General features: G+C 40.4%; 24 protein-coding genes, 1 pseudogene and 1 other annotated feature. Of the genes and pseudogenes, 22 read left to right on the top strand and 3 right to left on the bottom strand.

The genetic code is table 11. The features are described from left to right. Positions 1-22 precede the first annotated feature (22 nt). Entirely contained in the window at positions 23-2,674 is a 2,652-nt protein-coding gene (locus JFV29_RS20360) for a valine--tRNA ligase (RefSeq protein ID WP_201186051.1), read from the top strand. Between the two features lie 81 nt (positions 2,675-2,755). Here JFV29_RS20360 and JFV29_RS20355 read toward each other — a convergent pair whose 3' ends face one another. Together JFV29_RS20355 and JFV29_RS20350 are read right to left on the bottom strand one after the other, a co-directional pair. After that, the gene (locus tag JFV29_RS20355) at positions 2,756-3,610 is read right to left on the bottom strand and encodes an ATP-grasp domain-containing protein (RefSeq protein ID WP_201186050.1); all 855 of its coding nucleotides are present in this window, start codon (positions 3,608-3,610) and stop codon (positions 2,756-2,758) included. Beyond that, positions 3,579-4,520 carry an ATP-grasp domain-containing protein gene (locus JFV29_RS20350; RefSeq protein ID WP_201186048.1) on the bottom strand — a complete coding sequence of 314 codons (942 nt, stop codon included), beginning with the start codon at positions 4,518-4,520 and terminating at the stop codon, positions 3,579-3,581. Before JFV29_RS20350 ends, JFV29_RS20355 begins: the two co-directional genes overlap by 32 nt. Before the next feature lie 99 nt (positions 4,521-4,619). Between JFV29_RS20350 and JFV29_RS20345 the strand changes: the two genes are divergently transcribed. From JFV29_RS20345 to minD, 11 genes and pseudogenes are all read left to right on the top strand, one after another. Further along, complete coding sequence (locus JFV29_RS20345) at positions 4,620-5,903, top strand: bifunctional folylpolyglutamate synthase/dihydrofolate synthase (protein WP_201186046.1); 1,284 nt, start codon at positions 4,620-4,622, stop codon at positions 5,901-5,903. Positions 5,904-6,261: 358 nt separating this feature from the next. Then, positions 6,262-7,574, top strand: a pseudogene (locus JFV29_RS20340) (IS1182 family transposase). Between the two features lie 538 nt (positions 7,575-8,112). After that, entirely contained in the window at positions 8,113-8,865 is a 753-nt protein-coding gene (locus JFV29_RS20335) for a prepilin peptidase (RefSeq protein ID WP_446728259.1), read from the top strand. Positions 8,866-9,207: 342 nt separating this feature from the next. Then, the gene (locus JFV29_RS20330) at positions 9,208-10,179 is read left to right on the top strand and encodes a hypothetical protein (RefSeq protein ID WP_201186042.1); all 972 of its coding nucleotides are present in this window, start codon (positions 9,208-9,210) and stop codon (positions 10,177-10,179) included. Between the two features lie 181 nt (positions 10,180-10,360). After that, positions 10,361-10,930 (top strand): Maf family protein, encoded by a 570-nt coding sequence (locus tag JFV29_RS20325; RefSeq protein ID WP_201186040.1) that lies wholly within the window; start codon positions 10,361-10,363, stop codon positions 10,928-10,930. A 60-nt stretch (positions 10,931-10,990) separates the two neighbouring features. Continuing rightward, entirely contained in the window at positions 10,991-11,665 is a 675-nt protein-coding gene (radC, locus tag JFV29_RS20320; protein WP_201187977.1) for a RadC family protein, read from the top strand. Positions 11,666-11,813: 148 nt separating this feature from the next. Then, positions 11,814-12,833 carry a rod shape-determining protein gene (locus JFV29_RS20315; protein WP_053347162.1) on the top strand — a complete coding sequence of 340 codons (1,020 nt, stop codon included), beginning with the start codon at positions 11,814-11,816 and terminating at the stop codon, positions 12,831-12,833. Between the two features lie 165 nt (positions 12,834-12,998). Further along, positions 12,999-13,871, top strand: coding sequence for a rod shape-determining protein MreC (gene mreC, locus JFV29_RS20310; protein WP_053347161.1), 873 nt, complete (start codon positions 12,999-13,001; stop codon positions 13,869-13,871). Next, positions 13,868-14,386: a rod shape-determining protein MreD gene (gene mreD / locus JFV29_RS20305; RefSeq protein ID WP_057218889.1), complete on the top strand. Its 519-nt coding sequence runs from the start codon at positions 13,868-13,870 to the stop codon at positions 14,384-14,386. Before mreC ends, mreD begins: the two co-directional genes overlap by 4 nt. Before the next feature lie 115 nt (positions 14,387-14,501). Next, positions 14,502-15,185, top strand: coding sequence for a septum site-determining protein MinC (gene minC, locus JFV29_RS20300; protein ID WP_053347159.1), 684 nt, complete (start codon positions 14,502-14,504; stop codon positions 15,183-15,185). Between the two features lie 2 nt (positions 15,186-15,187). Then, the gene (gene minD / locus JFV29_RS20295; protein WP_053347158.1) at positions 15,188-15,991 is read left to right on the top strand and encodes a septum site-determining protein MinD; all 804 of its coding nucleotides are present in this window, start codon (positions 15,188-15,190) and stop codon (positions 15,989-15,991) included. Positions 15,992-16,156: 165 nt separating this feature from the next. On the opposite strand, the gene JFV29_RS20290 is transcribed toward minD, so the two are convergent. Continuing rightward, positions 16,157-16,600, bottom strand: a complete 444-nt coding sequence (locus tag JFV29_RS20290; protein WP_053347157.1) for a S1 domain-containing RNA-binding protein — start codon at positions 16,598-16,600, stop codon at positions 16,157-16,159. Between the two features lie 279 nt (positions 16,601-16,879). Here JFV29_RS20290 and JFV29_RS20285 point away from each other — a divergent pair, with 279 nt between their 5' ends. From JFV29_RS20285 to pheA, 10 genes are all read left to right on the top strand, one after another. Next, positions 16,880-17,629 carry a M23 family metallopeptidase gene (locus JFV29_RS20285; protein WP_201186038.1) on the top strand — a complete coding sequence of 250 codons (750 nt, stop codon included), beginning with the start codon at positions 16,880-16,882 and terminating at the stop codon, positions 17,627-17,629. Next, positions 17,622-18,488, top strand: coding sequence for a M50 family metallopeptidase (locus JFV29_RS20280; RefSeq protein WP_201186036.1), 867 nt, complete (start codon positions 17,622-17,624; stop codon positions 18,486-18,488). Before JFV29_RS20285 ends, JFV29_RS20280 begins: the two co-directional genes overlap by 8 nt. 42 nt (positions 18,489-18,530) lie before the next feature. Continuing rightward, positions 18,531-20,000 carry an Rne/Rng family ribonuclease gene (locus JFV29_RS20275; RefSeq protein ID WP_201186034.1) on the top strand — a complete coding sequence of 490 codons (1,470 nt, stop codon included), beginning with the start codon at positions 18,531-18,533 and terminating at the stop codon, positions 19,998-20,000. A gap of 75 nt (positions 20,001-20,075) precedes the next feature. After that, positions 20,076-20,159: a sequence feature (ribosomal protein L21 leader region), on the top strand. A gap of 13 nt (positions 20,160-20,172) precedes the next feature. Next, positions 20,173-20,481, top strand: a complete 309-nt coding sequence (gene rplU / locus JFV29_RS20270) for a 50S ribosomal protein L21 (RefSeq protein ID WP_034308849.1) — start codon at positions 20,173-20,175, stop codon at positions 20,479-20,481. 13 nt (positions 20,482-20,494) lie between these two features. Next, entirely contained in the window at positions 20,495-20,827 is a 333-nt protein-coding gene (locus JFV29_RS20265) for a ribosomal-processing cysteine protease Prp (RefSeq protein WP_201186032.1), read from the top strand. A 12-nt stretch (positions 20,828-20,839) separates the two neighbouring features. Next, positions 20,840-21,130 carry a 50S ribosomal protein L27 gene (gene rpmA, locus JFV29_RS20260; RefSeq protein ID WP_034308845.1) on the top strand — a complete coding sequence of 97 codons (291 nt, stop codon included), beginning with the start codon at positions 20,840-20,842 and terminating at the stop codon, positions 21,128-21,130. Between the two features lie 543 nt (positions 21,131-21,673). Beyond that, on the top strand, positions 21,674-22,213 hold the full coding sequence (locus tag JFV29_RS20255) for a Spo0B domain-containing protein (RefSeq protein ID WP_201186030.1): 540 nt from the start codon (positions 21,674-21,676) through the stop codon (positions 22,211-22,213). Positions 22,214-22,261: 48 nt separating this feature from the next. Next, on the top strand, positions 22,262-23,551 hold the full coding sequence (gene obgE / locus JFV29_RS20250) for a GTPase ObgE (protein ID WP_056525531.1): 1,290 nt from the start codon (positions 22,262-22,264) through the stop codon (positions 23,549-23,551). Between the two features lie 40 nt (positions 23,552-23,591). After that, positions 23,592-24,041, top strand: coding sequence for an ACT domain-containing protein (locus JFV29_RS20245; RefSeq protein WP_053347150.1), 450 nt, complete (start codon positions 23,592-23,594; stop codon positions 24,039-24,041). A gap of 131 nt (positions 24,042-24,172) precedes the next feature. Next, the gene (pheA, locus tag JFV29_RS20240; protein ID WP_201186028.1) at positions 24,173-25,048 is read left to right on the top strand and encodes a prephenate dehydratase; all 876 of its coding nucleotides are present in this window, start codon (positions 24,173-24,175) and stop codon (positions 25,046-25,048) included. Positions 25,049-25,093 lie beyond the last annotated feature (45 nt).

The following is a 25,093-nucleotide window of genomic DNA, read 5'->3' as shown; positions in this document are numbered from 1 at the left end:
CCCTTAAAAGGAGGAAATGATTATGGAAGAGAACCAAATTTCGATGCCGACTAAATATGATCCGCAGACGATAGAGAAAGGCCGCTATAAGTGGTGGCTTGATGGAAAGTTTTTTGAAACAAAAGGTGATGACAAAAAAGAGCCATATACGATTGTCATTCCACCGCCGAACGTAACAGGTAAGCTGCACCTAGGCCATGCTTGGGATACAACACTTCAAGATATATTAACTCGCATGAAACGGATGCAAGGCTATGACGTTTTATGGTTGCCAGGTATGGACCATGCTGGTATCGCTACGCAAGCAAAAGTTGAACAAAAGCTTCGTGCAGAAGGCGTAAGCCGTTACGACTTAGGCCGTGAGAAGTTTGTAGAAGAAACATGGAAATGGAAAGAGGAGTATGCGAGTCATATCCGTGAACAATGGTCAAAGCTTGGTCTTGGTCTTGATTATACACGTGAGCGCTTCACGCTTGATGATGGGCTTTCTAAAGCGGTACGTGAAGTATTCGTGTCCCTTTATAACAAAGGCTTGATTTATCGCGGGGAATACATTATCAACTGGGATCCATCAACGAAAACAGCGTTATCTGATATCGAGGTTATTTACAAAGATGTTCAGGGCGCATTTTACCATATGAAATATCCATTAGTTGACGGATCAGGTGAAATTGAAATAGCTACAACTCGCCCAGAAACCATGCTTGGCGATTCTGCTGTTGCCGTACACCCTGAAGATGACCGTTATAAGCATTTAATCGGTAAAATGGTTCGCTTGCCAATTACAGGTCGAGAAATTCCGATTGTCGGTGATGATTATGTGGATATGGAATTCGGTTCTGGTGCGGTTAAAATTACACCTGCCCATGATCCGAATGACTTTGAAATTGGGAACCGTCACAATTTGGAGCGCATCCTTGTCATGCATGAAGACGGTTCGATGAATGAAAAGGCCGGTAAATACGAAGGTATGGACCGCTTCGAGTGCCGTAAGCAAATCGTCAAAGACCTTCAGGATGAAGGAGTACTCTTTAAAATAGAAGATCACCTTCACTCAGTTGGTCACTCAGAGCGAAGCGGTGCTGTTGTTGAACCATATCTTTCGACTCAATGGTTCGTCAAAATGCAACCTCTTGCGGATACATCAGTTGAGCTTCAAAAAGGGTCTGATGATGAAAAAGTTCATTTCGTTCCAGATCGATTCGAAAAAACGTATCTGCACTGGATGGAAAATATTCGCGACTGGTGTATTTCCCGTCAGCTTTGGTGGGGCCACCGCATTCCGGCTTGGTATCATAAGGAAACAGGCGAAGTGTATGTAGGACATGAAGAGCCTGCGGATGCTGAGAACTGGGAACAAGATACAGACGTTTTGGACACGTGGTTCAGCTCTGCTTTATGGCCGTTCTCAACTATGGGCTGGCCAGACAAAGATAGCGTTGATTTCAAACGATACTATCCAACCGGAGCACTTGTGACAGGCTATGATATCATTTTCTTCTGGGTTTCACGGATGATTTTCCAAGCACTTGAGTTCACGGGCGAACGTCCTTTTGAAGATGTACTGATTCACGGTCTTGTTCGTGACGAACAGGGACGCAAGATGAGCAAATCGCTTGGTAATGGAGTCGATCCGATGGATGTTATCGATCAATACGGTGCTGATTCCCTGCGTTACTTCTTATCAACGGGCAGCTCACCAGGTCAGGACCTTCGTTACAGCACCGAAAAAGTGGAAGCGGTTTGGAACTTCTCCAACAAAATCTGGAACGCATCCCGTTTTGCTTTAATGAACATGAATGGCATGACGTATGACGAAATCGATTTAAGCGGTGAAAAATCTGTAGCCGATAAATGGATTTTAACGCGTTTGAACGAAACGATTTCAAACGTAACAAGACTCGCTGACCGTTATGAGTTCGGTGAAGTCGGCCGTGTGCTTTACAACTTCATTTGGGATGATTTCTGTGACTGGTATATTGAAATGGCGAAACTTCCGTTATATGGCGAAGACGAAGCAGCGAAGAAAACGACTCGTTCAATCTTAGCTTACGTGCTAGATAACACGATGAGATTGTTGCATCCCTTCATGCCATTCATTACCGAAGAAATCTGGCAAAACCTTCCTCATGAAGGTGAGTCGATCACTGTTGCTGCTTGGCCGGAAGTGAACGAAGAATTGACAGATTCAGCTGCAGCCGAGGAAATGAAGCTGCTTGTTGAAATCATCCGCTCCGTTCGTAACATTCGTGCTGAGGTGAACACACCGTTAAGCAAAAAAATCAATTTGATTTTAAAAGCGAAAGACGAGTCCATCTTAGCAACATTACAGAAAAACAGCAGCTATATCGAGCGTTTCTGTAATCCTGAACACTTGACGATCGGCATCGAAGTCGAAGAACCAGCTCAAGCAATGACGGCAGTTGTAACTGGTGTTGAACTAATCCTTCCGCTTACAGGACTGATCAATATCGACGAAGAAGTGAAACGTCTTGAAAAAGAACTCGACAAACTTAATAAAGAAGTCGAACGCGTACAGAAAAAATTAGGCAACGAAGGCTTTGTTAAAAAGGCGCCAGCAAGCGTTATTAATGAAGAACGTGCCAAAGAAAAAGACTACAGCGAAAAACGTGACTCTGTGATCCACAGAATCAACGAATTGAAACAGCTGTAAAATGCAAAAGGATGAACCGGCCTATTATGCTGGTTCATCCTTTTTTGTGTTTAATAAATATTAATCTTCAATCAGTCGTGATTAAATGTCCGGTTGAGAGGAAATTCTATCTTTAATAAAAATAAGATACTCTCTTACAATATTAATGTCACTTAGTGCACTAAGTGTCCTGCTACCCACTACATCCTCGATTTCATTGAGCATTAGGCTGTCATCTTCGGCAAAAATAAAATCGATTCCGACCATGCCAAACTCAAAAGCTGCGATTACTCTTTCAACAAGCGCTTTTTCAGGTACAGACAGCTCATATAATGAAGCTGATCCACCTAACGTATAATTTGCCTTGAAGCTGGAGGAGGACTCTCGAAGTACAGCGGCCACCACTTTTTTACCAATCACAAAAACGCGGATATCCTTGCCGAATACGCAGGGCTTTTGGACAATCCAATTTCCTTCCGACAATTCGGCTAAATCATGTGCGTGTTCAATCAAATATACTTGTTTCCCGCCGCGCCCATGGGCTTCTTTAGCGATGAACGGGAAGTCCATATCATCAGCACTCGGCTTTCCTTGGCAATACACGGTATCGGCCATCGGAATTCCAATTGAGGTCAAATATTGATGCGTTTTTGCTTTGTCATTCGCCATTTCGGATACGAAAGAGGAGTTAAAGCAGGCAATACCCACTTGCTCCAACTGTTTTGTGAGAAAAGGATCGATGGTCCGAACAATCGCAAAGTCTGGCAATTCAATAGGATGTTGCTTATGTTCCACGAACAATTCATTGAAACGATGACCAATTTTGATGTCTTCTCGGAAATGAAAATGTAAATCAAGGTCTAGCCCTTTAGCTTCGTCGAGCATCCAGTCTATGTATCCTCTGTTTTTTTCGGCATCATCACGGTTATAGATCAACCAACCTGTTTGTTTGTTCATCTGATATACTTCCTTTTTCTAATTTGTCCAACACATAATCAAACATGCTATCAGCGATGTTGATGCCAGTACAGTCGTAAATATTTAGTAAATGCGAGTTCGAATTCACTTCGCATAGAAGTGGGCCATCTTCACCGAACAATAAATCGACGCCAGCAAAGTCTGCACCGAGAATCGAAGCACATCGGATGGCCAGATCCGCTTCTTTCTTGGTGGGGCTGTATGGTAATGCATGGCCTCCAACTGTCATGTTAGCTCGGAAGTCATGCTCGGATTTGCGGTGCATTGCAGCTATGACTTGATCTCCGACGACATTCACGCGAATATCACGGCCCTTACTGTGCTCGATGAATTCTTGAATAATAAATGGTTTGTGTCCAAGCTTATGGACTGTCTTCAAAAATTCAGCCTCTGATTGAATTAAATACACTTGTTCACCAAATGAGCCGTATGCTTCCTTTACGATAAGCGGGTATCCAAGTTCAAGGCCGATATCTTTAAAAGCATCCACATTTATTCTTTCAATTCCTTCATACGTAAACGGAGGAAATAAGGTTTTCGGCATTGGAATGCCATGCCCTGCTAACGCTTGATGCGTTTTTGCTTTGCTATCGCAAATATCAATCGCTGTGCTGCTGTTATATACGGGAATGTCGAGCAATTCCAAATGGCGAGCCAAATGAATGTCTTTATCCATGAACAGGACAAAATCAGGCAACTTTTCAAAATTTCCTTTTAGCATAGGCAATCCTTTTTCAATTACAGGAATAAGTTCGGAATTACGGACAAGGGTTGCCGAAATCTCTTTTCTTTCAGCTGCTTCTTTAATAAATAAAGCTAAACTAGAAAACTTATCATGTTGTAAATAGCCGTTCACGACAATCCAACAGTGGAGTGCAGAAGGTTTCACGGTAAATCACTACCTTTCATCTAGGTAAATCGTTAATATATTGATAAAATAATTTTAACGCATAAGAGCGGTGTAAAGAAAGAGGAGGCTTATTGATAAATGGGAAAGACCATGAAAGAAATCAATCATTTTTTCGAACAACGACAGGTTCAATTAGGTATGAATTTTGGCCTATCACGAATGGAAACATTATTAACTAAATTAGGTAATCCCCAAGAAGGTCTAAAGTATATTCATATTGCAGGTTCAAACGGGAAAGGATCTACCTTGCATTATATAAAAGAAATCCTGCTAGCAGAAGGAATTCGGGTCGCTTCCTTCACATCGCCGTATTTAATACGCATGAATGAACAACTGAAGATAAATACAGATGAAATCAGTGACAATGACTTTGTCGCTGCCTTCCAGGAACTCTGGCCAATTGTACAAGAGATGGATAGTGCGGGGAACGGACCCACTCAATTTGAAATCCTAACAGCGATGGCATTCTCTTATTTTAGCAAAAAAGAAGTTGATCTAGTTCTAATGGAAACGGGACTTGGAGGCAGGCTCGATACAACGAATGTCATCCAGCCACTTCTTTCGATCATTACCTCAATTTCTTTGGAACATACGAATATTCTAGGAAACACCCTTGCGGAAATTGCATCAGAGAAAGCTGGCATCATTAAAAGTGGTGCACCGATTATCAGTGGAGTCACGGCCGAGGAGCCAGCAAAAGTAATCGAAGAAAAAGCAGCTTCAGCAGACGTACCCTATTATCAATTAGGAAGGGACTTTTATGTGAATGATGTGAAGCAAAGTAAACATGGGCAAAGCTTCTCAATCTCACTTGATAATAGGTCTATCCGGAATATTGACCTTCAGATGTTAGGTCGTCATCAAATAGATAATGCAGCACTGGCCGTCGCTGCTGTCATGTTAGTTATAGAAGGCATAGATGAAAAAAGCATTCGAAAGGGAATAGGGGAGGCGAAATGGAATGGCCGTTTTGAAAAAATATCTGACGAGCCGTTGGTAATCATTGATGGGGCGCATAACCCTGCTGGCATCGAAGTACTGATAGAAACACTTAAGACACATTATCCAGAGTACACTTACCGATTTATCTTCAGTTCATTTCGGGATAAAGATTATTCACAGATGCTGCATATGCTGGAAAAGGAAGCGATTGAAATCATCATTACCGAATTCAACCATGAACGAGCGGCTAATGCGGAAAAACTTTATAAACAATGCAGTCATGAAAATAAAAGCATAGATAAGGATTGGCAGTCGGCGATAAGGAAAGGGAGACAGAAAGCAGGGGAAAAAGAGATTCTTGTCATTACAGGTTCCCTTTATTTCCTTTCACTTGTTAGGGAATTTATATCTGAATTTTGATAGATCTATAATCAATATCAGGTTTCATGACAAAATGAGTTATTTTCACAAAAAGGACCTGTTCAAGGTCCTTTCAGACTGTAGACAAACTCGATGAAAATCAAGTTTGTCTACAGTTTTTTTGAGGGGTTGTAAAAATTCGATGTTGATTTCCACTCCAGTTACTCGCTTTCCGCGGGCGGTCAGGGAGCCTCCTCGGCGCCTTTGCGCCTGTGGGGTCTCCCTTGGACACGCATTTCCCGCAGGAGTCTCGCACCTTCCGTTCCAATCAACTTTGTTTTAAAAATTAGATATAACCACTTTTGCCTACAGTCCTTTTTGTTTTAATATAGAAGTATTAAAACTTGAGGTGATGACGATGCTTTCGAAACATAATTCTATTCAGCGAGATCAACTTGAAATGATTACTTTGGATCAACTGGTGCCAGCGAACCATTTGGTTCGTAAAATTGAGGGGGCCATTGACTTCACTTTCATTTATGACTTGGTGAAAGATATGTATTCAGAGATAGGGCGCCCAAGTATTGATCCAGTTATTTTAGTTAAATTGACATTCATTCAATATATCTTCGGTATTCGTTCGATGCGTAAAACGATTGAAGAAGTTGAAACGAATATGGCTTACCGTTGGTTTTTAGGTTACGGTTTCCATGATAAAGTACCTCACTTCTCAACGTTCGGGAAAAATTATGAGCGTCGCTTTAAAGATACAGACCTGTTTGAACGGATTTTTTATCGTATCTTAATGACAGCTTCAGAAAGAAAGTTAATAAGTGCAGAGCACGTATTCGTTGATTCAACACATGTGAAAGCCAGTGCGAATAAGCGAAAATTCGAAAAGAAAATCGTTCGTAAGGAAACACGAGCATATCAAGGACGCCTTCAAGAAGAAATAAATCAAGATCGTGAAAACAATGGAAAGAAGCCTTTTCCACCGGATAAATTTGATAAAGAAGAAACCAAAGAAATTAAAGAAAGTACAACTGACCCTGAGAGTGGCTACTATGTAAAAGATGAACGAACAAAACAGTTTGCCTATTCATTTCATGCGGCTGCGGACCGCAACGGTTTTGTGCTGGGGACGATTGTAACACCGGGAAATACGCATGATAGTCATATCTTAGAGCCTCTTGTTGAACAAGTGATTGAGAAAGTTGGAAAACCTGAAGCTGTTGCCGCAGATGCAGCTTACAAAACACCAGCCATTACAAGACCTTTTTGGGAAAGAAATCACACCAGCTTTACCCTATACACGTCCACGAACAAAAGAAGGGTTCTTTCGCAAGCATGACTATGTTTACGATGAACATTTTGATTGTTATCTCTGCCCATCGGGCGAGATTTTAAAGTACTCAACAACAAATAAAGAGGGCTATCGCGAGTACAAATCACCCAAACACTTGTGCGACATGCTCATTTTTATCACAGTGTACAGTAAGCAAAGACCATCAAAAAGTGGTGACACGCCATATCTGGCAAAATTATATGGAAGAAGCAGATCATCTGCGTCATCACAAGGATGTAAAACCTATATATGCGAAACGTAAAGAAACAATAGAGCGTGTATTCGCAGATGCAAAAGAAAAGCATGGTATGCGTTGGACTACTTTAAGGGGACTTAAAAAATTGTCGATGCAGGCGATGCTTACTTTCGCTGCCATGAATTTATAGAAGATAGCCAATTGGACATGGCAAGGTCCAAGAATGGCTTAATAAAGTGGGCTCGTAGAGGCCCAATCTCTTAATCTTGAGCAAAATTCAAAGGGAATTTCAAAAGGGGTCCGGAATTAAAACATTCCGAACCCCTTTTGTCTACAAACTGAAAGGACCTGTTCAAGGTCCTTTTTATTTTTGGTAACTATCAGCATAATCGTTTAACAGAGCCTTAAAAGAAGAAAACTACTTTTAATAAAAACCTATATATTAATTCCCTATTATCCTGTATTTTTGTTAAAATATGTTTAAGTATTGATTCTATAGGACTAAAGAATAGTTCGGCAATCTAAAGAGAAATACACTAGTTACTAGGAGGGAGATCTACTGAAGGCAGAAGTAGAGATGGCAAATTAAAGAACGAGAGGAATGAATAATTATGAAGAACCCTGGTGATTATGACAAAGTAGAATGTTCTGTAAAAGGTATAGGCACTTTTACAATTGATGCTAAGGATTCAATCGAAGTAAATAGATTCCGAGTGCAAGTAAAATAAATGATGCCTTTCTATCTCTTTCTCTTCGCCCTAGGTCTAATTTTAGGCTCATTCTATAACGTTGTCGGCTTAAGTGTTCCTATAGGAAATTCATTTACCAATCGGCGCTCTGCTTGTCAATCTTGTGGACGAACCTTGACGTCGTTCGAGTTACTACCAGTTGTTTCTTATGTGATGCAAGGCGGTAAATGCCGTGGCTGTGAGGCCAGGATTTCCCCCCTTTATCCGGTTGTAGAAATGCTAACAGGTGTTTTGTTTGTTTCAGCTCCTTTATTCCTTGGTAGGGTGGACGAACTCTGGATTGCCTGGGCATTGATTTCTTTGTTAATGATCATCTTTGTTTCTGACGTGGCCTATATGCTCATTCCTGATAAGGTACTACTTTTCTTTGCAGTGATTTTTTTATTTCTACGCGTTCTCTTTCCACTATCTCCTTGGTGGGATTCAATTGTAGGGGCCACAGTTGGCTTTAGTTTGCTTCTATTAATCGCTGTGGTGAGCAAGGGCGGTATGGGTGGCGGTGATATCAAGCTGTTTGCAGTGATTGGCTTTGCACTCGGATTGAAGTTGGTGCTGTTATCGTTTCTGTTTGCGAGCTTTTATGGGGCATTTTTTGGCATCATCGGTATGCTAACAGGCGTGATTAAAAAGAAAACACTGATTCCTTTTGGACCGTATATCGTTTTTGGGACATTGACTGCTTATTTTTGGGGCGAGTCCATTCTACAGTGGTATGTGCACTTTTTAAGATGATAATAATTAGGGGAATCTATTTCATAAAGGGACGATCCTTGTTTTGATGAAATTTGTCAAAAACTTTCTGGACATCTTGCGTTTTTGATCTTAAAGGACATGGTTACTATTTTAACTGAAATAGTTTACTAGGAATTTATTTAAGGTGAGAAATGCAAATTATGCGACGGCAAAGGATCAGAAATAACGGAACCTATACATTTTGAAGAATGTCCTTAGTTTAGGGAAATATGAATAGAGAAATTTGACGAAACCTATTAATGACAAGACGACAAAAGTCTTGTTATTTTTTTTTGCCTCTATGATAGGATGGAAAAAATGATCAGGAGAGGAGGAAAAAAAGTGGACAAGTCCGAAAAAAGCAAAGGTATTAAGATAAAAATAAATGGGGAAGAAAAAGTATTTGCCGATAAAAATAAGAATGTAGATCAAGAGGCAGCGGGTGAGGAGCAGGAACAAACTGATGATAGTTTTGAATGGATTCTACCGGATGATTCAATCGAGAACAAGGTTGTATTGGTCCCTGCCCCGAAAAAGAAGAAAATGCCGAAGCTTATCGGTTTTGGTACTGGCACGTTAAATAGTCCGGACAAAAGACCAATAAAACCATTCTTGATTGCAGTCATTTGCGCGGTGTTTTTCGGGTCGATTCTTGGCTTAATTGCCGTTAAAACCATTACTAAGGAAAAGGCAGCTGATACTTCAGTTGAGACCTCTATCAAAACGGCATCTCCTGCTGAGGATACAAAACCAGAAACTATGGAACAAGGAGCTCAGTTGAAAACATTCCTTGTACAAGGCGGTGTATTCAGCAGCGAGGATGCGGCGAAACAAATTCAAAAAAAAATCATTGAAAAGCAGGTTCCTGCTGAAATTTTCAAATTAGAAGACAGCTATTATTTATTTTTAGGATCAGCGGAGAGCCTAACTGCAAGTAAGGAGCTGGCATTGTTTTTAAAGTCATATGATGTAGACGTTTATTGGAAGGAAATCAATTTTGAAGCGGCGAGTAAAAGCCAAAAAGATGAGGAAACACTCGACACTATGAAGGCTGTATATTCTTCATTAGCAGAAACATCCGCAACCAAGCTTCGGGGTAAGGAAACAACAGTAAACGAGGAAACTCTGAAAAAAAATATGGAAAAGCTAAAGGGGGAGAACTTATCATCAGAACTTTCCCAAATGAATAATAATCTATCAGCTGCGGCAAAGTTGATAACCGAATATGAAACATCAAAAAAGGAAGAATATCTTTTACAGGCTCAAGGAAGTCTACTTGACTTTTTATTGAATTACCAAAAAATAGCAGGGTGAGAGTTGATGATCTAGGGGAGTTATTTAACAGGACAAGCTCCCCTTTATGACAACTTTTTTTATTTTCCGGGAAATAAGATACGGCCATTGTCGATTCCTAGTAAACAATAATTGTGGATTTCACCATAATTTGATAGGATAGAAATGTATCTCCCTATGTAAAGAAAGGTGACTTTTTATTATGCAACCATTGATTTTAGCTTCATCATCACCGCGTCGTAAAGAACTTCTACAATTCCTTCAAATACCCTTCGAAAGTATGAATTCCAATGTCGATGAAAGTATTGATGAAAACATGCGTGCGGAAGAGGCGGTACAAGAATTAGCTTCTAGGAAAGCGGCAGCCATTGCGGCTGATCATCAGGAAAGCTGGGTAATCGGCTCAGATACAGTTGTTGTCCTTGATGGTGAGATATTGGGCAAGCCAATCAACCGTGCCGATGGAAAAAGAATGCTCGAGATGTTATCAGGAAGAACACATGAAGTGTACACAGGCGTCGCTATTATATTCGGTAAGCACAGCAAAGTATTTGCAGAAAAAACGGAAGTGACTTTTTGGGAGCTGTCAGAAGCTGAAATCGAACGTTATCTGGACAGCGGCGAACCTTTTGACAAGGCAGGCGGCTATGGTATTCAAGGATACGGTTCACTTCTTGTCAAACAAATTAATGGGGACTATTTCACTGTTGTCGGACTTCCGGTTTCAAGACTAGCTCGCGAACTTAAGGTGATGCAATCAGACATGACGTAATAGATTTCTCCTCTGGCACTCTCCCTTTTATAAGGAAGGGTGGATGCTTTGAGTGAAAAAATGCAAATGCGGGGTTACCCGAAAGAAGAGATGCCTCGCGAAAGATTCCTGCAAGACGGGCCGCAAAGCCTCTCCAATCAAGAATTGCTTGCTCTGCTGTTGAGGACTGGAACAAAGGAAGAATCTGTTCTTCAGCTTTCTAGTCGTCTCATCAAATCTTTCGAGGGTCTGCGTCTGTTAAAAGAAGCCTCTGTCGAAGAAATGACCGGGATTAAAGGGATTGGTGAAGCGAAAGCGATTCAAATTTTAGCCTCGGTCGAACTTGGCAGGAGAATTCAAAAATTAAATGATCCAGACCGCTATGTGATCCGCTCTCCTGAAGATGGTGCCAATTATTGCATGGAAGAAATGCGTTTTTTGACACAAGAACATTTCGTCTGTCTCTATTTAAATACGAAAAATCAAGTTCTTCATAAAACGACAGTCTTCATCGGCAGTCTCAATGCTTCGATTGTGCATCCGCGTGAGGTCTTCAAAGAAGCTTTCAGAAGGTCTGCTGCCTCTATCATCTGTCTTCATAACCACCCCTCCGGAGACCCGTCTCCCAGCAGAGAAGATATTGAAGTAACGAAAAGATTAGTCGAATGTGGTAAAATAATTGGGATTGAAGTATTGGATCATATCATTATTGGGGAGCACAAATATGTTAGTTTGAAGGAAAAAGGTTATTTATGACACTATCAAAATTTTTGATGATACGATATAATATTGTTTATGATTTTTAAAAGAGGAAACTTTTTCAAAACTCTTATTGTCAAAAAACGACAAATTATTATTTGAACTTATAAAAAGGCATTTTTGTTTACGAAAGGGAGATACCATAATGTTTGGAATTGGCGCTAGAGATATAGGAATTGATTTAGGAACAGCTAATACGCTTGTTTATGTAAAAGGAAAAGGAATTGCCGTACGTGAACCATCTGTTGTTGCTGTGCAAACAGATACAAAACAGATTGTCGCAGTCGGAAATGATGCGAAAAACATGATCGGTCGTACACCTGGAAACGTGGTTGCCCTTCGCCCGATGAAGGACGGAGTTATTGCCGATTATGAAACAACGGCTACAATGATGAAGTATTATATGAAAGAAGCTCAAAAAAAGGGCGTATTCGGTAACAAACCGTATGTCATGATTTGTGTGCCTTCTGGAATTACAGCAGTTGAACAGCGTGCAGTTATCGATGCAGCTAGACAAGCTGGAGCTCGTGATGCCTATCCAATTGAAGAACCGTTTGCAGCAGCTATCGGAGCTGATCTTCCTGTTTGGGAACCTACAGGCAGCATGGTCGTTGATATTGGCGGGGGAACAACGGAAGTAGCGATTATTTCCCTTGGTGGAATTGTAACAAGCCAATCAATTCGCATTGCTGGTGACGAGATGGATGATGCCATTATCGTTTACATTCGTAAGAACTACAATCTAATGATCGGTGAACGTACTTCTGAAGCGATTAAGATGGAAATTGGTTCTGCAGGTGACACGGAAGGTATTGAAAATATGGAAATTCGCGGCCGTGACCTTTTGACTGGATTACCAAAAACGATCGAAATTACAGCTGAGGAAATCTCTAAAGCATTAAGTGATACAGTTTCTGCGATTGTAGATTCAGTGAAAAACACTTTAGAAAAAACACCACCTGAACTTGCAGCTGACATTATGGACAGAGGTATTGTACTAACAGGCGGAGGTGCTTTGCTGCGCAATTTGGATAAAGTCATCAGTGAAGAAACGCAAATGCCAGTAATCATTGCTGAAAATCCGCTTGATTGTGTTGCAATCGGAACTGGTAAAGCGTTGGACCACATTCATTTGTTCAAGACTAAATCAAGAGATTCAAGATAAGCATTACAAGCATTACTTCTCAAATAGGGCCGGCTCAACAAAAGGTTGCAATTTTGGGCCGGCTTTGCTTTTTCTTTAAGCCGTCTAAAAACATTTGATGGCTAGCTGTTATTAATGTGTTTAATCATTACAATTGAGTAAATTGAAAATAGAGGTGCAATCATCATGCCACAGTTTTTTAATAAAAAACTCCTTCTCTTGCTCGTTAGCATTATCGTTCTCGTGGCATTGATCGGTTTTTCATTAAGAGAGAGAGAAGAGTTAACTTGGCCCGAGAAATTCTTAAAGGATACAACAGGCTGGGTCGGAAATGTGTTTAATAAGCCTGTATCGGGTATAACGGGGTTTGTAGGGGACTTAAAAGAACTTCAACATACATACGATGAAAACAAAAAGTTGAAAGCCCGTTTGGATGAATATGTTTTATTGAAAACCCAGGTTCAAGATTTAAAAGAGGAAAATGAAGAACTTCGTGATAACCTCGGTAAGGAAGACGATCTGCGGAAGTATTCGCCAATTCAGGCGACGGTTATAGGGCGTAATCCTGAACGCTGGCATGAAATGCTTACGATTAATAAAGGAAAGCGTAATGGAGTAGAAAAAAATATGGCTGTCATTACATCCACTGGTTTAGTTGGTAAGGTAAAAGTAGCCACTGATTTCACTGCTTCTGTTCAACTTTTAAGCTCAATCGACAAAGCTAACCGCGTCTCTGCAATCATTCAAGGCAAAGATAAAGCATTTGGTTTGATTGAAGGGTTCGATGATGAAAAGAATCTTTTATTAATGAAACGGATTCCTTATGATAAAAAAATCAAGAAAAATTCATTGGTCATTACTTCTGGTTATGGAGGGATCTTCCCGAAAGGTCTGCCAATCGGAAAAGTGGTCGATGTTAAAGTGGATCAATATGGATTGAACCAAACCGCTTATATTGAACCATCGACGGATTTTTATGATATTAATAATGTAATGGTCGTCAAACGTGAAGTTGGCGGCGTAGAAGATGAGATGGATGGGGAGGATGAAGTTAAGTGAAACATTTCATCCTTTCTTTTATAGCCTTGCTTTTTTTTGTTTTTGAAAGCATCTTCGCTCAGTTATTTGCAAGTGATGTATTTGGCGCTGATAAAATCCTAGTTCCTCGGTTTATTATGATTTTTGTTTTTTTCCTGACTATGTTCGGATCTAGAAAAATAGGGATGCTTTATGGAGCAATTCTTGGGTTAACATATGATGCCGTATATACAGAAATTTTAGGGGTTTACATGTTCCTTATCCCTTTTCTTGCGTATTTGATTTCAAAATGCATGAAAATCTTGCAAAATAATATACTTATTTCCTGCCTTGTAGCTCTCTTGTTTACGGCAGTTTTAGAGGTCGTTATTTTTCAAATGAATATCATCCTATCTTTTGCAGATATGGGATTTGCGGAATATATGGACCGGAGATTCGTCCCGACATTATTATTGAACCTCGTATTTATTATTATTAGTTGCTATCCATTAAAGAGAATTATCGAAAAGCTTGATTTGCAAGGAGAATTAGAATAACGTTTCTGTGTTCTAATAGTAGGTTAAAAATGTATTTTCACTTTTCCATGTAAGTAGAAAAAGGAAATTTGTTTTCCTATGTCGAATTATATTTCATTGAGGTGAAACAAACGTCATGAATAAAAGAATTCAGCAAAATGTTATGATTAAGGGAACAAAAGACGGGTTTATGCTTCATCTCGATGATTCTTGCTCATTTTCCGAATTATTGAAAGAGTTAGAAGCGAAGCTTTCTGCAAACTATCAGTTTCAAGAAAATGACCCGTCTATTTCCGTAAAAGTACATACAGGGAACCGCTATCTAGATGATGAACAAGTGGAAAAGATTAAAGAGGTTATCCATAAAAAGAAGAAACTTTTCGTTGACGAGATGCTTTCGAATGTCCTGACAAAGGATGAAGCGAAACGCTGGAAAGATGAAAACCAAGTGACAACTGTGACCAAGGTGATAAGATCGGGACAGGTGTTTGAAGTTCCCGGCGATCTACTGCTAATTGGAGATGTTAATCCGGACGGAACGGTTCGTGCGGGTGGTAACATATATATTATGGGACAGTTAAAAGGGATAGCGCATGCCGGATATAAGGGGAATAATGAGGCTATTATTGCAGCCTCTGTTATGAAACCCGCTCAGTTGCGTATTGCTGGACAAGTGAATTTATCTCCTGACCAATATACGAAATGGGGGCATGACTTAGAATGTGCCTTCATGGACGAAGAAGAAAATATAATAATAGAAAAGCTGCAAGTTTTAAAGAAATATAGACCTAATTTAAATAGATTAGAAGGGGGTCTCTAATCGTGGGAGAGGCAATAGTTATTACATCTGGTAAAGGTGGTGTCGGAAAAACAACCACCTCCGCCAACTTAGGAACATCGTTAGCTCTTCTAGGTAAAAAGGTTTGTTTGATTGATACGGATATTGGTCTTCGGAACTTAGATGTGATTATGGGATTGGAAAATCGAATCATCTACGATTTGGTCGATGTGGTCGAAGGGCGCTGCAAAATACATCAAGCGCTTATTAAAGATAAGCATTTCGAGGATCTGCTTTATTTGCTTCCGGCTCCACAAAATAGTGATAAATCAGCGGTAAACGAAGAGCAGATGAGGAAACTCATTAGTGATATGAAACCGGACTATGATTATATCCTCATTGACTGTCCGGCAGGTATTGAGCAGGGCTTTAGGAATGCCATAGCTGGTGCTGACAAAGCAATTATCGTGACGACTGCCGAAAGACCGGCTGTCAGGGATGCGGACCGTATTATTGGTCTGCTCGAAAAAGAAGAGCAGATTGAACCGCCTCAATTGATTATCAACCGGATACGCGGCCATTTACTTCATGAAGATGAGGAAATGGATATCGATGGAGTAACCGATTTTCTTAAAATTGATTTGATCGGCGTCATTCCTGATGATGATCAGGTCATTGTAGCAGCTAATAAAAAGGAACCCATTGCCTATAATCCGGACAATAGAGTCTCGCTTGCCTATAGGAACATTGCCCGAAGGATTCTTGGTGAATCTGTGCCCTTGACTCCGATTGGCGTCGAACCAAAAGGTTTTATGTCAAAATTGAAAAAATTCTTTAGCGTGCGGTAAATTTGAATCAAAAATTATGAAGTGAGTGCATTCAATGCCCTCGCTTTTTTTCTTTTATCCTATCGCAAGCTTAAGGATGGAGAGTTAGATTATATAAAAAAGGCAAGCCATCTATCTTGGCTTGCCTTTTTTATGTGTTGATTAAGTATTAATAAATGCGACAGGTTATCCGCGTCTTCCGCCTCTACCGCCACGTTTTGATTCGGTGCTACGTTTAAGAGTAGATAAATTTTCTTCACTAGTCTTTAAAAAGCGAACCATTTTATCTTCGAAATTTTCCTTTGGTTGGAAATTACCTTTTGAACGAAAGTCTTTAGAACGGCTATCCCCTTGGCGTGGTGGGCGTTTGGTATAAGAAGAGGTTTGCCCTTCGGGTTTATCTATAGCCTTTTTGATGGACAAGGCAGTTTTTCCGTCTTTCTCACTAATCACTTTTACTTCAATTTGGTCGCCTACTTTAAGATGGTCATTAACGTCTTTTACATAGCTATCCGCTACCTCACTGATATGCACAAGACCTGTTGAGCCTCCTGGTAATTCTACGAATGCTCCAAAATTAGTGATACCTGTTACTTTACCTTGTACTTTGCTGCCTATTTCGATTGACATAAAAAAATGTTCCCCCTCAATAATGTTAAAACAACTTCATTATAACAAATTAAGAAGAACAATATCAATTGGATTTTTTTCTCCATGATTTCATTTTCTAAATCAATGCATAAAATACATCAAAACTCATAGTTTTCAATTAAATTGTTGTTCCAAAATTTTTTTAGAAAGAAAAATTCAGAGGTGTTTAGAAAGAAAATCTTTTCTCCGTCATAGTCTGGACAAGTTGCTCATACGTTGTAATATAGCGCTTTGACATGAGCAGGGGGTGGATTTGGAATGGATGATCGCAGGAAAGATATCCGCAATCGTATTGCCAAGAGACGGAAGTTTAATGATAAACCAGCAGGAAATGGTAGTTGGACGGAGATCAATAATGAGGAACCGTATGGGTTTGATTCATTTAACGGGTATTCCGAGAAAGATCATCCGCTCTTTAAGAAAGAATATTTCTTTTTTAAAATCTTGGCCAGTGTATGTCTATTTCTTATTATTGCGGTGATGTTTAAGCATCCTTCAACGCGGCTGGATTCTGCAAGGAGTTTTGTCACGGAAAACATGAAGCAGGAATTTCAGTTTGCTTCGATTTCCAATTGGTATGAAAGTGCGTTTGGTAAGCCTATCGCTTTTTTACCGACTAAATCTGGGAAAGAAACAGTCGATTCAGGTGAAGGCTATGCGATGCCTGCTTCTGGGAAGATTACCCAAACCTTTGAGACAAACGGCGAGGGAATCATATTGGAAACAAGCAAAGGGTCTAAGGTTGAATCGATCAATGAGGGGGTGGTCATTTTTGCCGGTGAAAAGGAGGGGATTGGAAAGACGGTTGTTATTCAGCATGCTAACAAGAGTGAATCCTGGTATGGGCAACTAGAAAAGATTGATGTGAAACTTTATGAGTTTGTTAATAAAGGGAACGAAGTCGGACAGGTTACAGTAAGTGAAGACGGTTCCAAGGGCAGGTTTTATTTAGCCATAAAAGAAAATGACGCCTTCATCGATCCTAAAAAGGTGATAACCTTTGAGTGAGTATGGAAAATTGCTATTTAAAATCAGAGTACATCCGACACTGTGGTTCGTCATTGGAATCGCCATCCTTACGGCCCATTTCGTTGAAGTGATGATGTTGTTACTCATCGTTTTTATTCATGAGATGGGGCATGCAACCTGTGCTCAGCACTTTAAATGGCGAATTAAGTCAATCCATCTGCTTCCTTTTGGAGGGGCGGTCGAGACTGAGGAGTATGGAAATAAAAGTTTGAAGGAGGATTTGGCCGTCGTGCTTGCCGGTCCGCTTCAACATGTTTGGCTCATCGGAGCGGCTTTTTTGCTCTATTCCCTTTCCTTTATTTCCTATGAGCTTTATCAGCCTTTCTTATATATGAATCTTATGTTGTTGGTTTTTAATTTGCTGCCAATTTGGCCATTGGACGGAGGGAGGCTTTTATTCATTGGTGTATCTCTTTACTGCACCTTTCTTGAAGCACAGAAATATACGCTCTATTTTTCTGCCGCATTCGCACTCCTGGCTTTTTTAACTTGGCTCATTCTTGAACCACTTAACTTGAATATCTGGCTGATCATCTTGTTTATTAGTCTGTCACTTGTCATGGAATGGCGGCAGCGGTATTACGCTTTTATCCGCTTTCTTTTACAGCGTCATTATGGTCATACAAACGATTTGGCGAAACTAAAGCCGATTATGGTGGATTCCCAAGAACCGATTTATAAGGTGCTGGAAATGTTTCAACGCGGCTGTAAGCACCCCGTTATCATTATGAAAAACGGCAAAGAGAGTGGTTCGTTGGATGAAACGGAAATCCTCCATGCCTATTTTTCAGAGAAAATGACAAATGGGAAAATAGGTGACCTATTATATTCTTATTAAATATGATATCCTTTCTTCAAATTGAGGAGAGGATTTTTTTTAATGAAAAAGATGATCGCTAACCTATCTTCGCGCGAAAAAAGAGTGGCTGTGCTGGAGAATGATGTGCTACGTAAAATTGAAATCATGCCGCCTCACCAATGCAGTACGGTCGGTAATATTTATCTTGGGAAAGTAACAAAGGTATTGCCGGGTATGGATGCAGTCTTTATTGATTATGGAGTAGACAAGAATGGCTTTTTGCATCGTGACGAAATTCCGTCTTTCCAACTGACAAAACGAGACGGAAAAGCGGCAATTGGTCAATACGTCCGCCAAGGAGAAAAGCTGCTAGTTCAGGTGACTAGGGATGAAACCGGTACAAAAGGAGCAAAATTGACAGGGTTGATCGAGTTTTCAACAGATTCCCTCGTTTACATACATGGAATAGATTATGTTGGTGTTTCTAAGAAATTCAAAAACGAGCACTTGCAAAAACAGTGGCGGGAAACGGCTGTACAGTTTAAACAGCCTAATGAGGGGTTGATTGTCCGCACATCGATGGAGAATGAAAGCGAAACTGTTTTTTTGAACAGATTATCTTCATTGCGTCAGCTCTATAAAAATCTTGAACTGAAAGCAGCCTCTCTAAAGGCTCCAGCTCTCCTCTATGAGAGAGATAATTTCTTAGAGATGATTATCTCTGAAATGTCGAGAACGGGTTCAGGGGAACTTGCTATCGATGATTTCGAGGCATATCAAGAGTTGAAAAAATGGATACAGGAAAACGGTAAGGAATGGATATTATCCTATGAAACGGGTCCAAAAAACATTTTTTCTGAACGGAATGTGGATGGGCAAGTTGAGAAAGTGATGAAGAAAATAGTCTGGCTCGATAACGGAGGCTATTTAATTTTTGAAGAAACGGAAGCGTTCACTGTAATCGACGTCAATTCGGGTAAGTTCACTGGTAAAGTGGAAAAGGAAGCAACGCTGTTTGCAGTGAATCAGGCGGCAGCGAAAGAAGTTGCCCGTCAACTGAGATTGAGAAATATTAGCGGGATTATCCTAATAGATTTCATCAATATGGAGAAGTCACAGCATAAGCTTGAAATTATCGACATTGTCAAAAAGGAAGTAGCGAGGGATGAAATGCGCGTCCAGGTTATTGGCTTTACAGAACTAGGCATCTTACAGGTTACGAGAAAGAGAACCTCACCGTCACTTAGCGAAATATTGACGATACCCTGTCCTGTATGCAGCGGAAGCGGGAAAGTTGAGAGTGCCGAAACAGTGGCCTTCCGGTTGGAGCGAGAATTGCTGGAACATCGCAAAGCGGATGATGAAGCGGTCTGGGTGGAAGTAAACAAAGCGGTGGCAGACGTGTTACTAGGTGAAAATGAATCATATAGGCCGACATTGGAAGAATTGATTTCTAAAAAGTTATTTCTTTCATTTGTCTCCGGTTCTATAAATACGTATTCTATTAAGCGCTTCGGGAGCATTCAGGAAATCGAGCGAGCTTTCAAGTGATGGACGAGAATTCTTACAAATATATTGACAGCTCTTCCGGTTTCATGATAGGATTTTAATGTTATGTTTGTAGCACCCGTGCTACAACCGCTCAACAACAGGTCTTAAGTTTTTGTCTTTTTGACAAGACGCCTGTGATTGGCGAGTCTGAGACATTTAAGGAGGTGCAAGTATGTACGCAATTATCGAAACTGGCGGTAAACAAATTAAAGTAGCAGCTGGCGAAGCGGTTTACATTGAAAAATTAAACGCAGAAGCAGGCGAAACTGTTACATTTGACAAAGTTTTATTCGTAGGTGGCGAAGACGTGAAAGTTGGTGCTCCACTAGTGGAAGGCGCTACTGTAACAGGTACTGTCGAGAAACAAGGTAAGCAAAAGAAAATCACTGTTTTCAAATACAAAGCGAAGAAAAACAATCGTAAAAAACAAGGTCATCGTCAACCATACACAAAAGTTGTTATCGAAGCAATCAACGCGTAAGGGCTGATTCTAGATGATTAAAGTTGTCTTTGATGCTCCGCAGGAACGGATTACTTCGTTCACCTTAAGCGGACATGCTAATTTTGCTAAAAAAGGTTCTGATATCGTTTGTGCAGGTGTATCGGCTGTTTCCTTCGGGTCAGTCAATGCGATTATGTCCTTAACGGATGTAGAGCCTGAGATTGAGCAAGGGAGAGAGGGCGGCTATCTTCGCTGCGTCATTCCGGAGAATCTTTCACCGGAATCCGAAGAAAAGGTGCAGCTGCTCTTGAACAGTATGCTCATATCGCTGCAAACTATCGAACGTGATTATGGTAAATACATGAAAATTATCCTCAACCAATAGGAGGTGGAACAAATGTTAAGATTAAATCTTCAGTTCTTCGCTTCGAAAAAAGGAGTAGGTTCTACAAAGAACGGACGTGACTCTCAATCTAAGCGTCTTGGCGCTAAACGTGCAGATGGTCAATTCGTTTCTGGTGGTTCTATCCTTTACCGTCAACGCGGAACAAAAATCTATCCAGGTGAGAACGTAGGCCGTGGTGGAGACGATACTCTATACGCTAAAGTAGACGGTGTTGTTAAATTCGAACGTTTCGGACGTGACCGTAAAAAAGTAAGCGTATATCCAGTTGCACAAGAAGCATAATTGGCATCTTTGAACAGAGGCTGACTCAAAAGGGTCTGATTCCTTCTACAAGACACTATATATCGCGTCATTTTTAATAATGGTATGGTATATAGTGAAGAAGGGGTCCGGCCCTTTATTTATACTATAGGAACGATAAATAACCAGCTTTTTGCAGGAGACTTTAGTCATTAGTATAATAAAAACAACCTCTGACTTACAAAAGGCTCGCCAATAGGCGGGCTTTCTTACCTTTTAGGGGAAAATCTAAGATTACTTTATCCATCACATTTGGTTAGGCCAAATAGACAGTCCAATTCAACTATAATATCTCCAATTGGTGCATAAATAAGGCCCATTCTCTTTATAAGTTCAAATGGCTCTACCATCGTCCAAAGAACTCAGGGTGTGTGGCTGTATTTTTTGGACGGGGGCTTTCATGTGAAGGCATGTGAATCGAGCTTCATTTCCTGTTTGTTGTTTTTTTGATATACTGTACAAATGGAAGTATTCAACATGATAGAGCTGAAAAAAGTTTCTTTATCATAATTGAAGGTGTTAATAATGGATAAAAATTGGACGACTATTGAAACTCTTCGTCAAACCAGGCATGATTGGCTGAATAGAATTCAAATAATAAAAGGGAATCTGGAGTTAAACAAAATTGATCGTGTCAAAGGCATTATTGATGAAATCATTATTGAAACCCAGAATGAAGCACGCCTTACCAATTTGAATTTGCCAAAGTTCAGCGAGATGTTGTTGACGTCGAATTGGAATAACGGATCATTTTATTGCGAATATGAAATTATTGATGTTTTTGAAGGCTCTACTGAGCTGGACGAGCTGATGTATCGTTGGACGAATGATTACTTTAAAGTTTTGGAAAAGAATCTAGACCCATTTTTTGAAAATATTCTAGCTGTTTCTATGTGTAAGAAAGAGATAAGCGATATGCGTTGTTCATTTCATATGCAAGGCAGATTTATCGACCAAGCCGCTGTGATGGAATTTTTAGAAAAGTCGTTAACTGCGGAGCAATCAATTGATATTCTCGAATGTAATGAAGATGAATTATTTTTTAAGATGGATATTAAGTTTTAGAGAAGTATACAGCAAGAAATGACTTGCAGAAAACAAGGAAGTGATAGCATGTTTGTCGATCAAACGAAAGTCTATATAAAAGGCGGAGACGGTGGTAACGGGATAGTTGCTTATCGTCGTGAAAAATTCATACCAAAAGGCGGACCTGCCGGCGGAGACGGTGGTAATGGAGCGAACGTCGTTTTTGAAGTAGAAGAAGGCCTGCGTACGTTAATGGATTTCCGTTATCAGCGCCACTTTAAGGCACCGCGCGGAGAACATGGCATGTCCAAAAACATGCATGGTGCTGCTGCTAAAGATATGATTATTAAAGTTCCACCAGGTACAGTTGTAATTGATGAAAAAACCAAGGAAGTTATTGCTGATTTAGTAGAACACGGACAACGCGCCGTTATCGCTAAGGGTGGACGCGGCGGTCGTGGAAACTCTCGTTTTGCGACTCCAGCTAATCCTGCTCCAGAAATTGCGGAAAACGGTGAACCTGGCCAAGAGCGCGATATAATTATGGAATTGAAATTATTGGCTGATGTAGGTTTGGTTGGTTTTCCAAGTGTCGGAAAATCCACTTTACTTTCTGTCGTATCTGCAGCAAGACCTAAAATTGCCGAATACCATTTTACAACGATTGTACCAAACCTTGGAATGGTAGAAACGGAAGATCACCGTAGCTTTGTAATGGCCGATTTGCCTGGCCTGATTGAAGGTGCTTCTGAAGGAGTAGGTCTTGGACATCAATTCTTACGCCATATTGAAAGAACAAGGGTAATTGTTCATGTAATTGATATGTCAGGCCTTGAAGGTAGAGATCCTTATGAAGACTACCTGACAATCAACAAAGAGCTTGAAGAGTATAACCTGCGCTTGACTGAACGTCCGCAAATCATTGTAGCAAGTAAAATGGATATGCCGGATTCAGCAGAGAATTTAGCCGCATTCAAAGAAAAACTTGAAGAAGACTTCCCGGTCTTCCCGATTTCTGCCGTAACACGTGTAGGAATCCGAGAGCTACTTTATGCGATTGCTGATAAAATCGAAGAAACACCTGAGTTCCCTCTTGATCATGAAGAAGAGAATACTGGAATCCACCGTGTTCTTTATAAACATACATCACAGTCAGATGAATTTGACATTGAACGCGAATCGGATGGAAGTTTTGCCGTCTCTGGATTCAAGATCGAGCGTCTATTCAAAATGACTGACTTCACTCGTGAAGAGTCCATCCGTCGTTTCGCTAGACAACTTCGTTCATTCGGAGTCGACGAAGGCCTTCGCCAAAAAGGTGCGACAAATGGTGATATCGTCCGTATCCTTGAATATGAATTTGAATTCGTTGATTGATTAGATACCATGATGGCAGGCAAAAGGAGGCGTGCTGAGTTTGAATAAGGCCGATCAGAAATTTTTCCTCGTTCGAGAGGATGTCCTTCCCGAAGCGATGAAAAAAACGCTGGATGCAAAAGAAATGATTGAACGGGGAAAAGCAGAATCAGTTTGGGAAGCAGTACAGCGAGTGGACTTAAGTAGAAGTGCCTTTTACAAATACCGTGACACGGTTTTTCCATTTCATACAGTTGTTAAAGAAAAGCTGATTACCCTGTTCTTCTATCTCGAAGATCGTTCTGGTACTCTATCGGAGCTCTTACGGCTCGTCGCCTCATCAGGTTGCAACATCATGACCATTCACCAAACGATTCCCTTGCAGGGACGAGCCAATGTTACCCTATCTCTAAACACGGGTGGGATGACGATGGATATTAATGATCTGCTTACTAAACTGCGTAAAATGGAGTTCGTCGAAAAAGTCGAAATTATTGGGAACGGCGCATAAAAAACAGCCTGTACATTTCACATGTACAGGCTGTTTTTTTATCAGGAGACGATTTATCGATTAACTATTGTAAAAAATCAGAAAATGACATAACATAAATAGTAGATTTTCCGTGAAAAGGGGATTATAATATGACATCAAAAATAGCATTTCTTGGACCGAAAGCAACGTTCACGGATTTAGCTGTATCGCGACTATTTCCTAATGATATAAAAATACCAATGAACACGATTCCAGACTGCCTTGATGCTGTTCGTGACGGGGAAGTGAATCACGCACTCGTCCCAATCGAGAATGCTTTGGAGGGTTCGGTAAATATTACAATGGATTACTTAGTCCATGATGTGACATTACCGATTAAAGGGGAAGTAACGATTCCAATCCAACAACATTATATGGTGCATCCGGATCATGCATATCCTGGTTTTAAACCGGATATGGTTTATTCGCACTCACATGCTATCGCACAATGCCGCAAATTTCTACATAAAGAACTAAGGGGCATACCTTATGAATATGTCACGTCCACTGCGGCAGCTGCGAAAATGGTGATGGAGAATTCCGATATCAATATTGCTGCGATTGCAAATGACATGGCCGCTGCGGAGTATGGTTTGACGATTGTAAAACAAAATATTCATGATTATGAACATAATCATACAAAATTTATCGTCGTATCTAATAGCGATGTAGATTTTGAAGGGCATTTGACTACTGAGGGCGACAAGAAAACGACGCTTATGGTTCAGCTTCCTGCCGATCATTCAGGGCAGCTGCACCAAGTCCTTTCCGCTTTCTCTTGGAGGAAACTTAACCTTTCTAAGATTGAATCACGACCAATGAAAACAGGATTAGGCAATTACTTTTTCATTATCGACGTCGGAATGGCTCTTGACGATGTTCTCATCCCAGGTGCGATTTCTGAGCTTGAGGCTCTTGGATGTACCGTTTCAATCATGGGCAGCTATCCATGCTTTAAAGTCCAAAATGGTGTACCGCAAAGTTGATTTCTTTAAAGTTGAGAGTAAAGGTTCCTTTCCTCAAAGTTTGAC

It is taken from the genome of Peribacillus sp. TH16, from assembly GCF_016651095.1.
GTDB classification, from domain to species: Bacteria; Bacillota; Bacilli; order Bacillales; family DSM-1321; genus Peribacillus; species Peribacillus butanolivorans.
The sequence above is the reverse complement of the archived record's forward strand: the minus strand, read 5'-3'. Positions and strand labels throughout refer to the sequence as shown.

Excerpts from the sequence above, each read along its gene's own strand:
- rpmA (WP_034308845.1), top strand. The coding sequence starts at position 20,840 with ATGTTAAGATTAAATCTTCAGTTCTTCGCTTCGAAAAAAGGAGTAGGT.
- obgE (WP_056525531.1), top strand. The coding sequence starts at position 22,262 with ATGTTTGTCGATCAAACGAAAGTCTATATAAAAGGCGGAGACGGTGGT.
- JFV29_RS20255 (WP_201186030.1), top strand. The coding sequence starts at position 21,674 with ATGGATAAAAATTGGACGACTATTGAAACTCTTCGTCAAACCAGGCAT.
- rplU (WP_034308849.1), top strand. The coding sequence starts at position 20,173 with ATGTACGCAATTATCGAAACTGGCGGTAAACAAATTAAAGTAGCAGCT.
- JFV29_RS20265 (WP_201186032.1), top strand. The coding sequence starts at position 20,495 with ATGATTAAAGTTGTCTTTGATGCTCCGCAGGAACGGATTACTTCGTTC.
- JFV29_RS20315 (WP_053347162.1), top strand. The coding sequence starts at position 11,814 with ATGTTTGGAATTGGCGCTAGAGATATAGGAATTGATTTAGGAACAGCT.
- JFV29_RS20285 (WP_201186038.1), top strand. The coding sequence starts at position 16,880 with ATGGATGATCGCAGGAAAGATATCCGCAATCGTATTGCCAAGAGACGG.
- JFV29_RS20355 (WP_201186050.1), bottom strand. The coding sequence starts at position 3,610 with ATGAACAAACAAACAGGTTGGTTGATCTATAACCGTGATGATGCCGAA.
- minC (WP_053347159.1), top strand. The coding sequence starts at position 14,502 with ATGAATAAAAGAATTCAGCAAAATGTTATGATTAAGGGAACAAAAGAC.
- mreC (WP_053347161.1), top strand. The coding sequence starts at position 12,999 with ATGCCACAGTTTTTTAATAAAAAACTCCTTCTCTTGCTCGTTAGCATT.
- pheA (WP_201186028.1), top strand. The coding sequence starts at position 24,173 with ATGACATCAAAAATAGCATTTCTTGGACCGAAAGCAACGTTCACGGAT.
- JFV29_RS20345 (WP_201186046.1), top strand. The coding sequence starts at position 4,620 with ATGGGAAAGACCATGAAAGAAATCAATCATTTTTTCGAACAACGACAG.
- JFV29_RS20335 (WP_446728259.1), top strand. The coding sequence starts at position 8,113 with ATGATGCCTTTCTATCTCTTTCTCTTCGCCCTAGGTCTAATTTTAGGC.
- JFV29_RS20360 (WP_201186051.1), top strand. The coding sequence starts at position 23 with ATGGAAGAGAACCAAATTTCGATGCCGACTAAATATGATCCGCAGACG.
- JFV29_RS20290 (WP_053347157.1), bottom strand. The coding sequence starts at position 16,600 with ATGTCAATCGAAATAGGCAGCAAAGTACAAGGTAAAGTAACAGGTATC.
- radC (WP_201187977.1), top strand. The coding sequence starts at position 10,991 with ATGCAAATGCGGGGTTACCCGAAAGAAGAGATGCCTCGCGAAAGATTC.
- JFV29_RS20275 (WP_201186034.1), top strand. The coding sequence starts at position 18,531 with ATGAAAAAGATGATCGCTAACCTATCTTCGCGCGAAAAAAGAGTGGCT.
- JFV29_RS20325 (WP_201186040.1), top strand. The coding sequence starts at position 10,361 with ATGCAACCATTGATTTTAGCTTCATCATCACCGCGTCGTAAAGAACTT.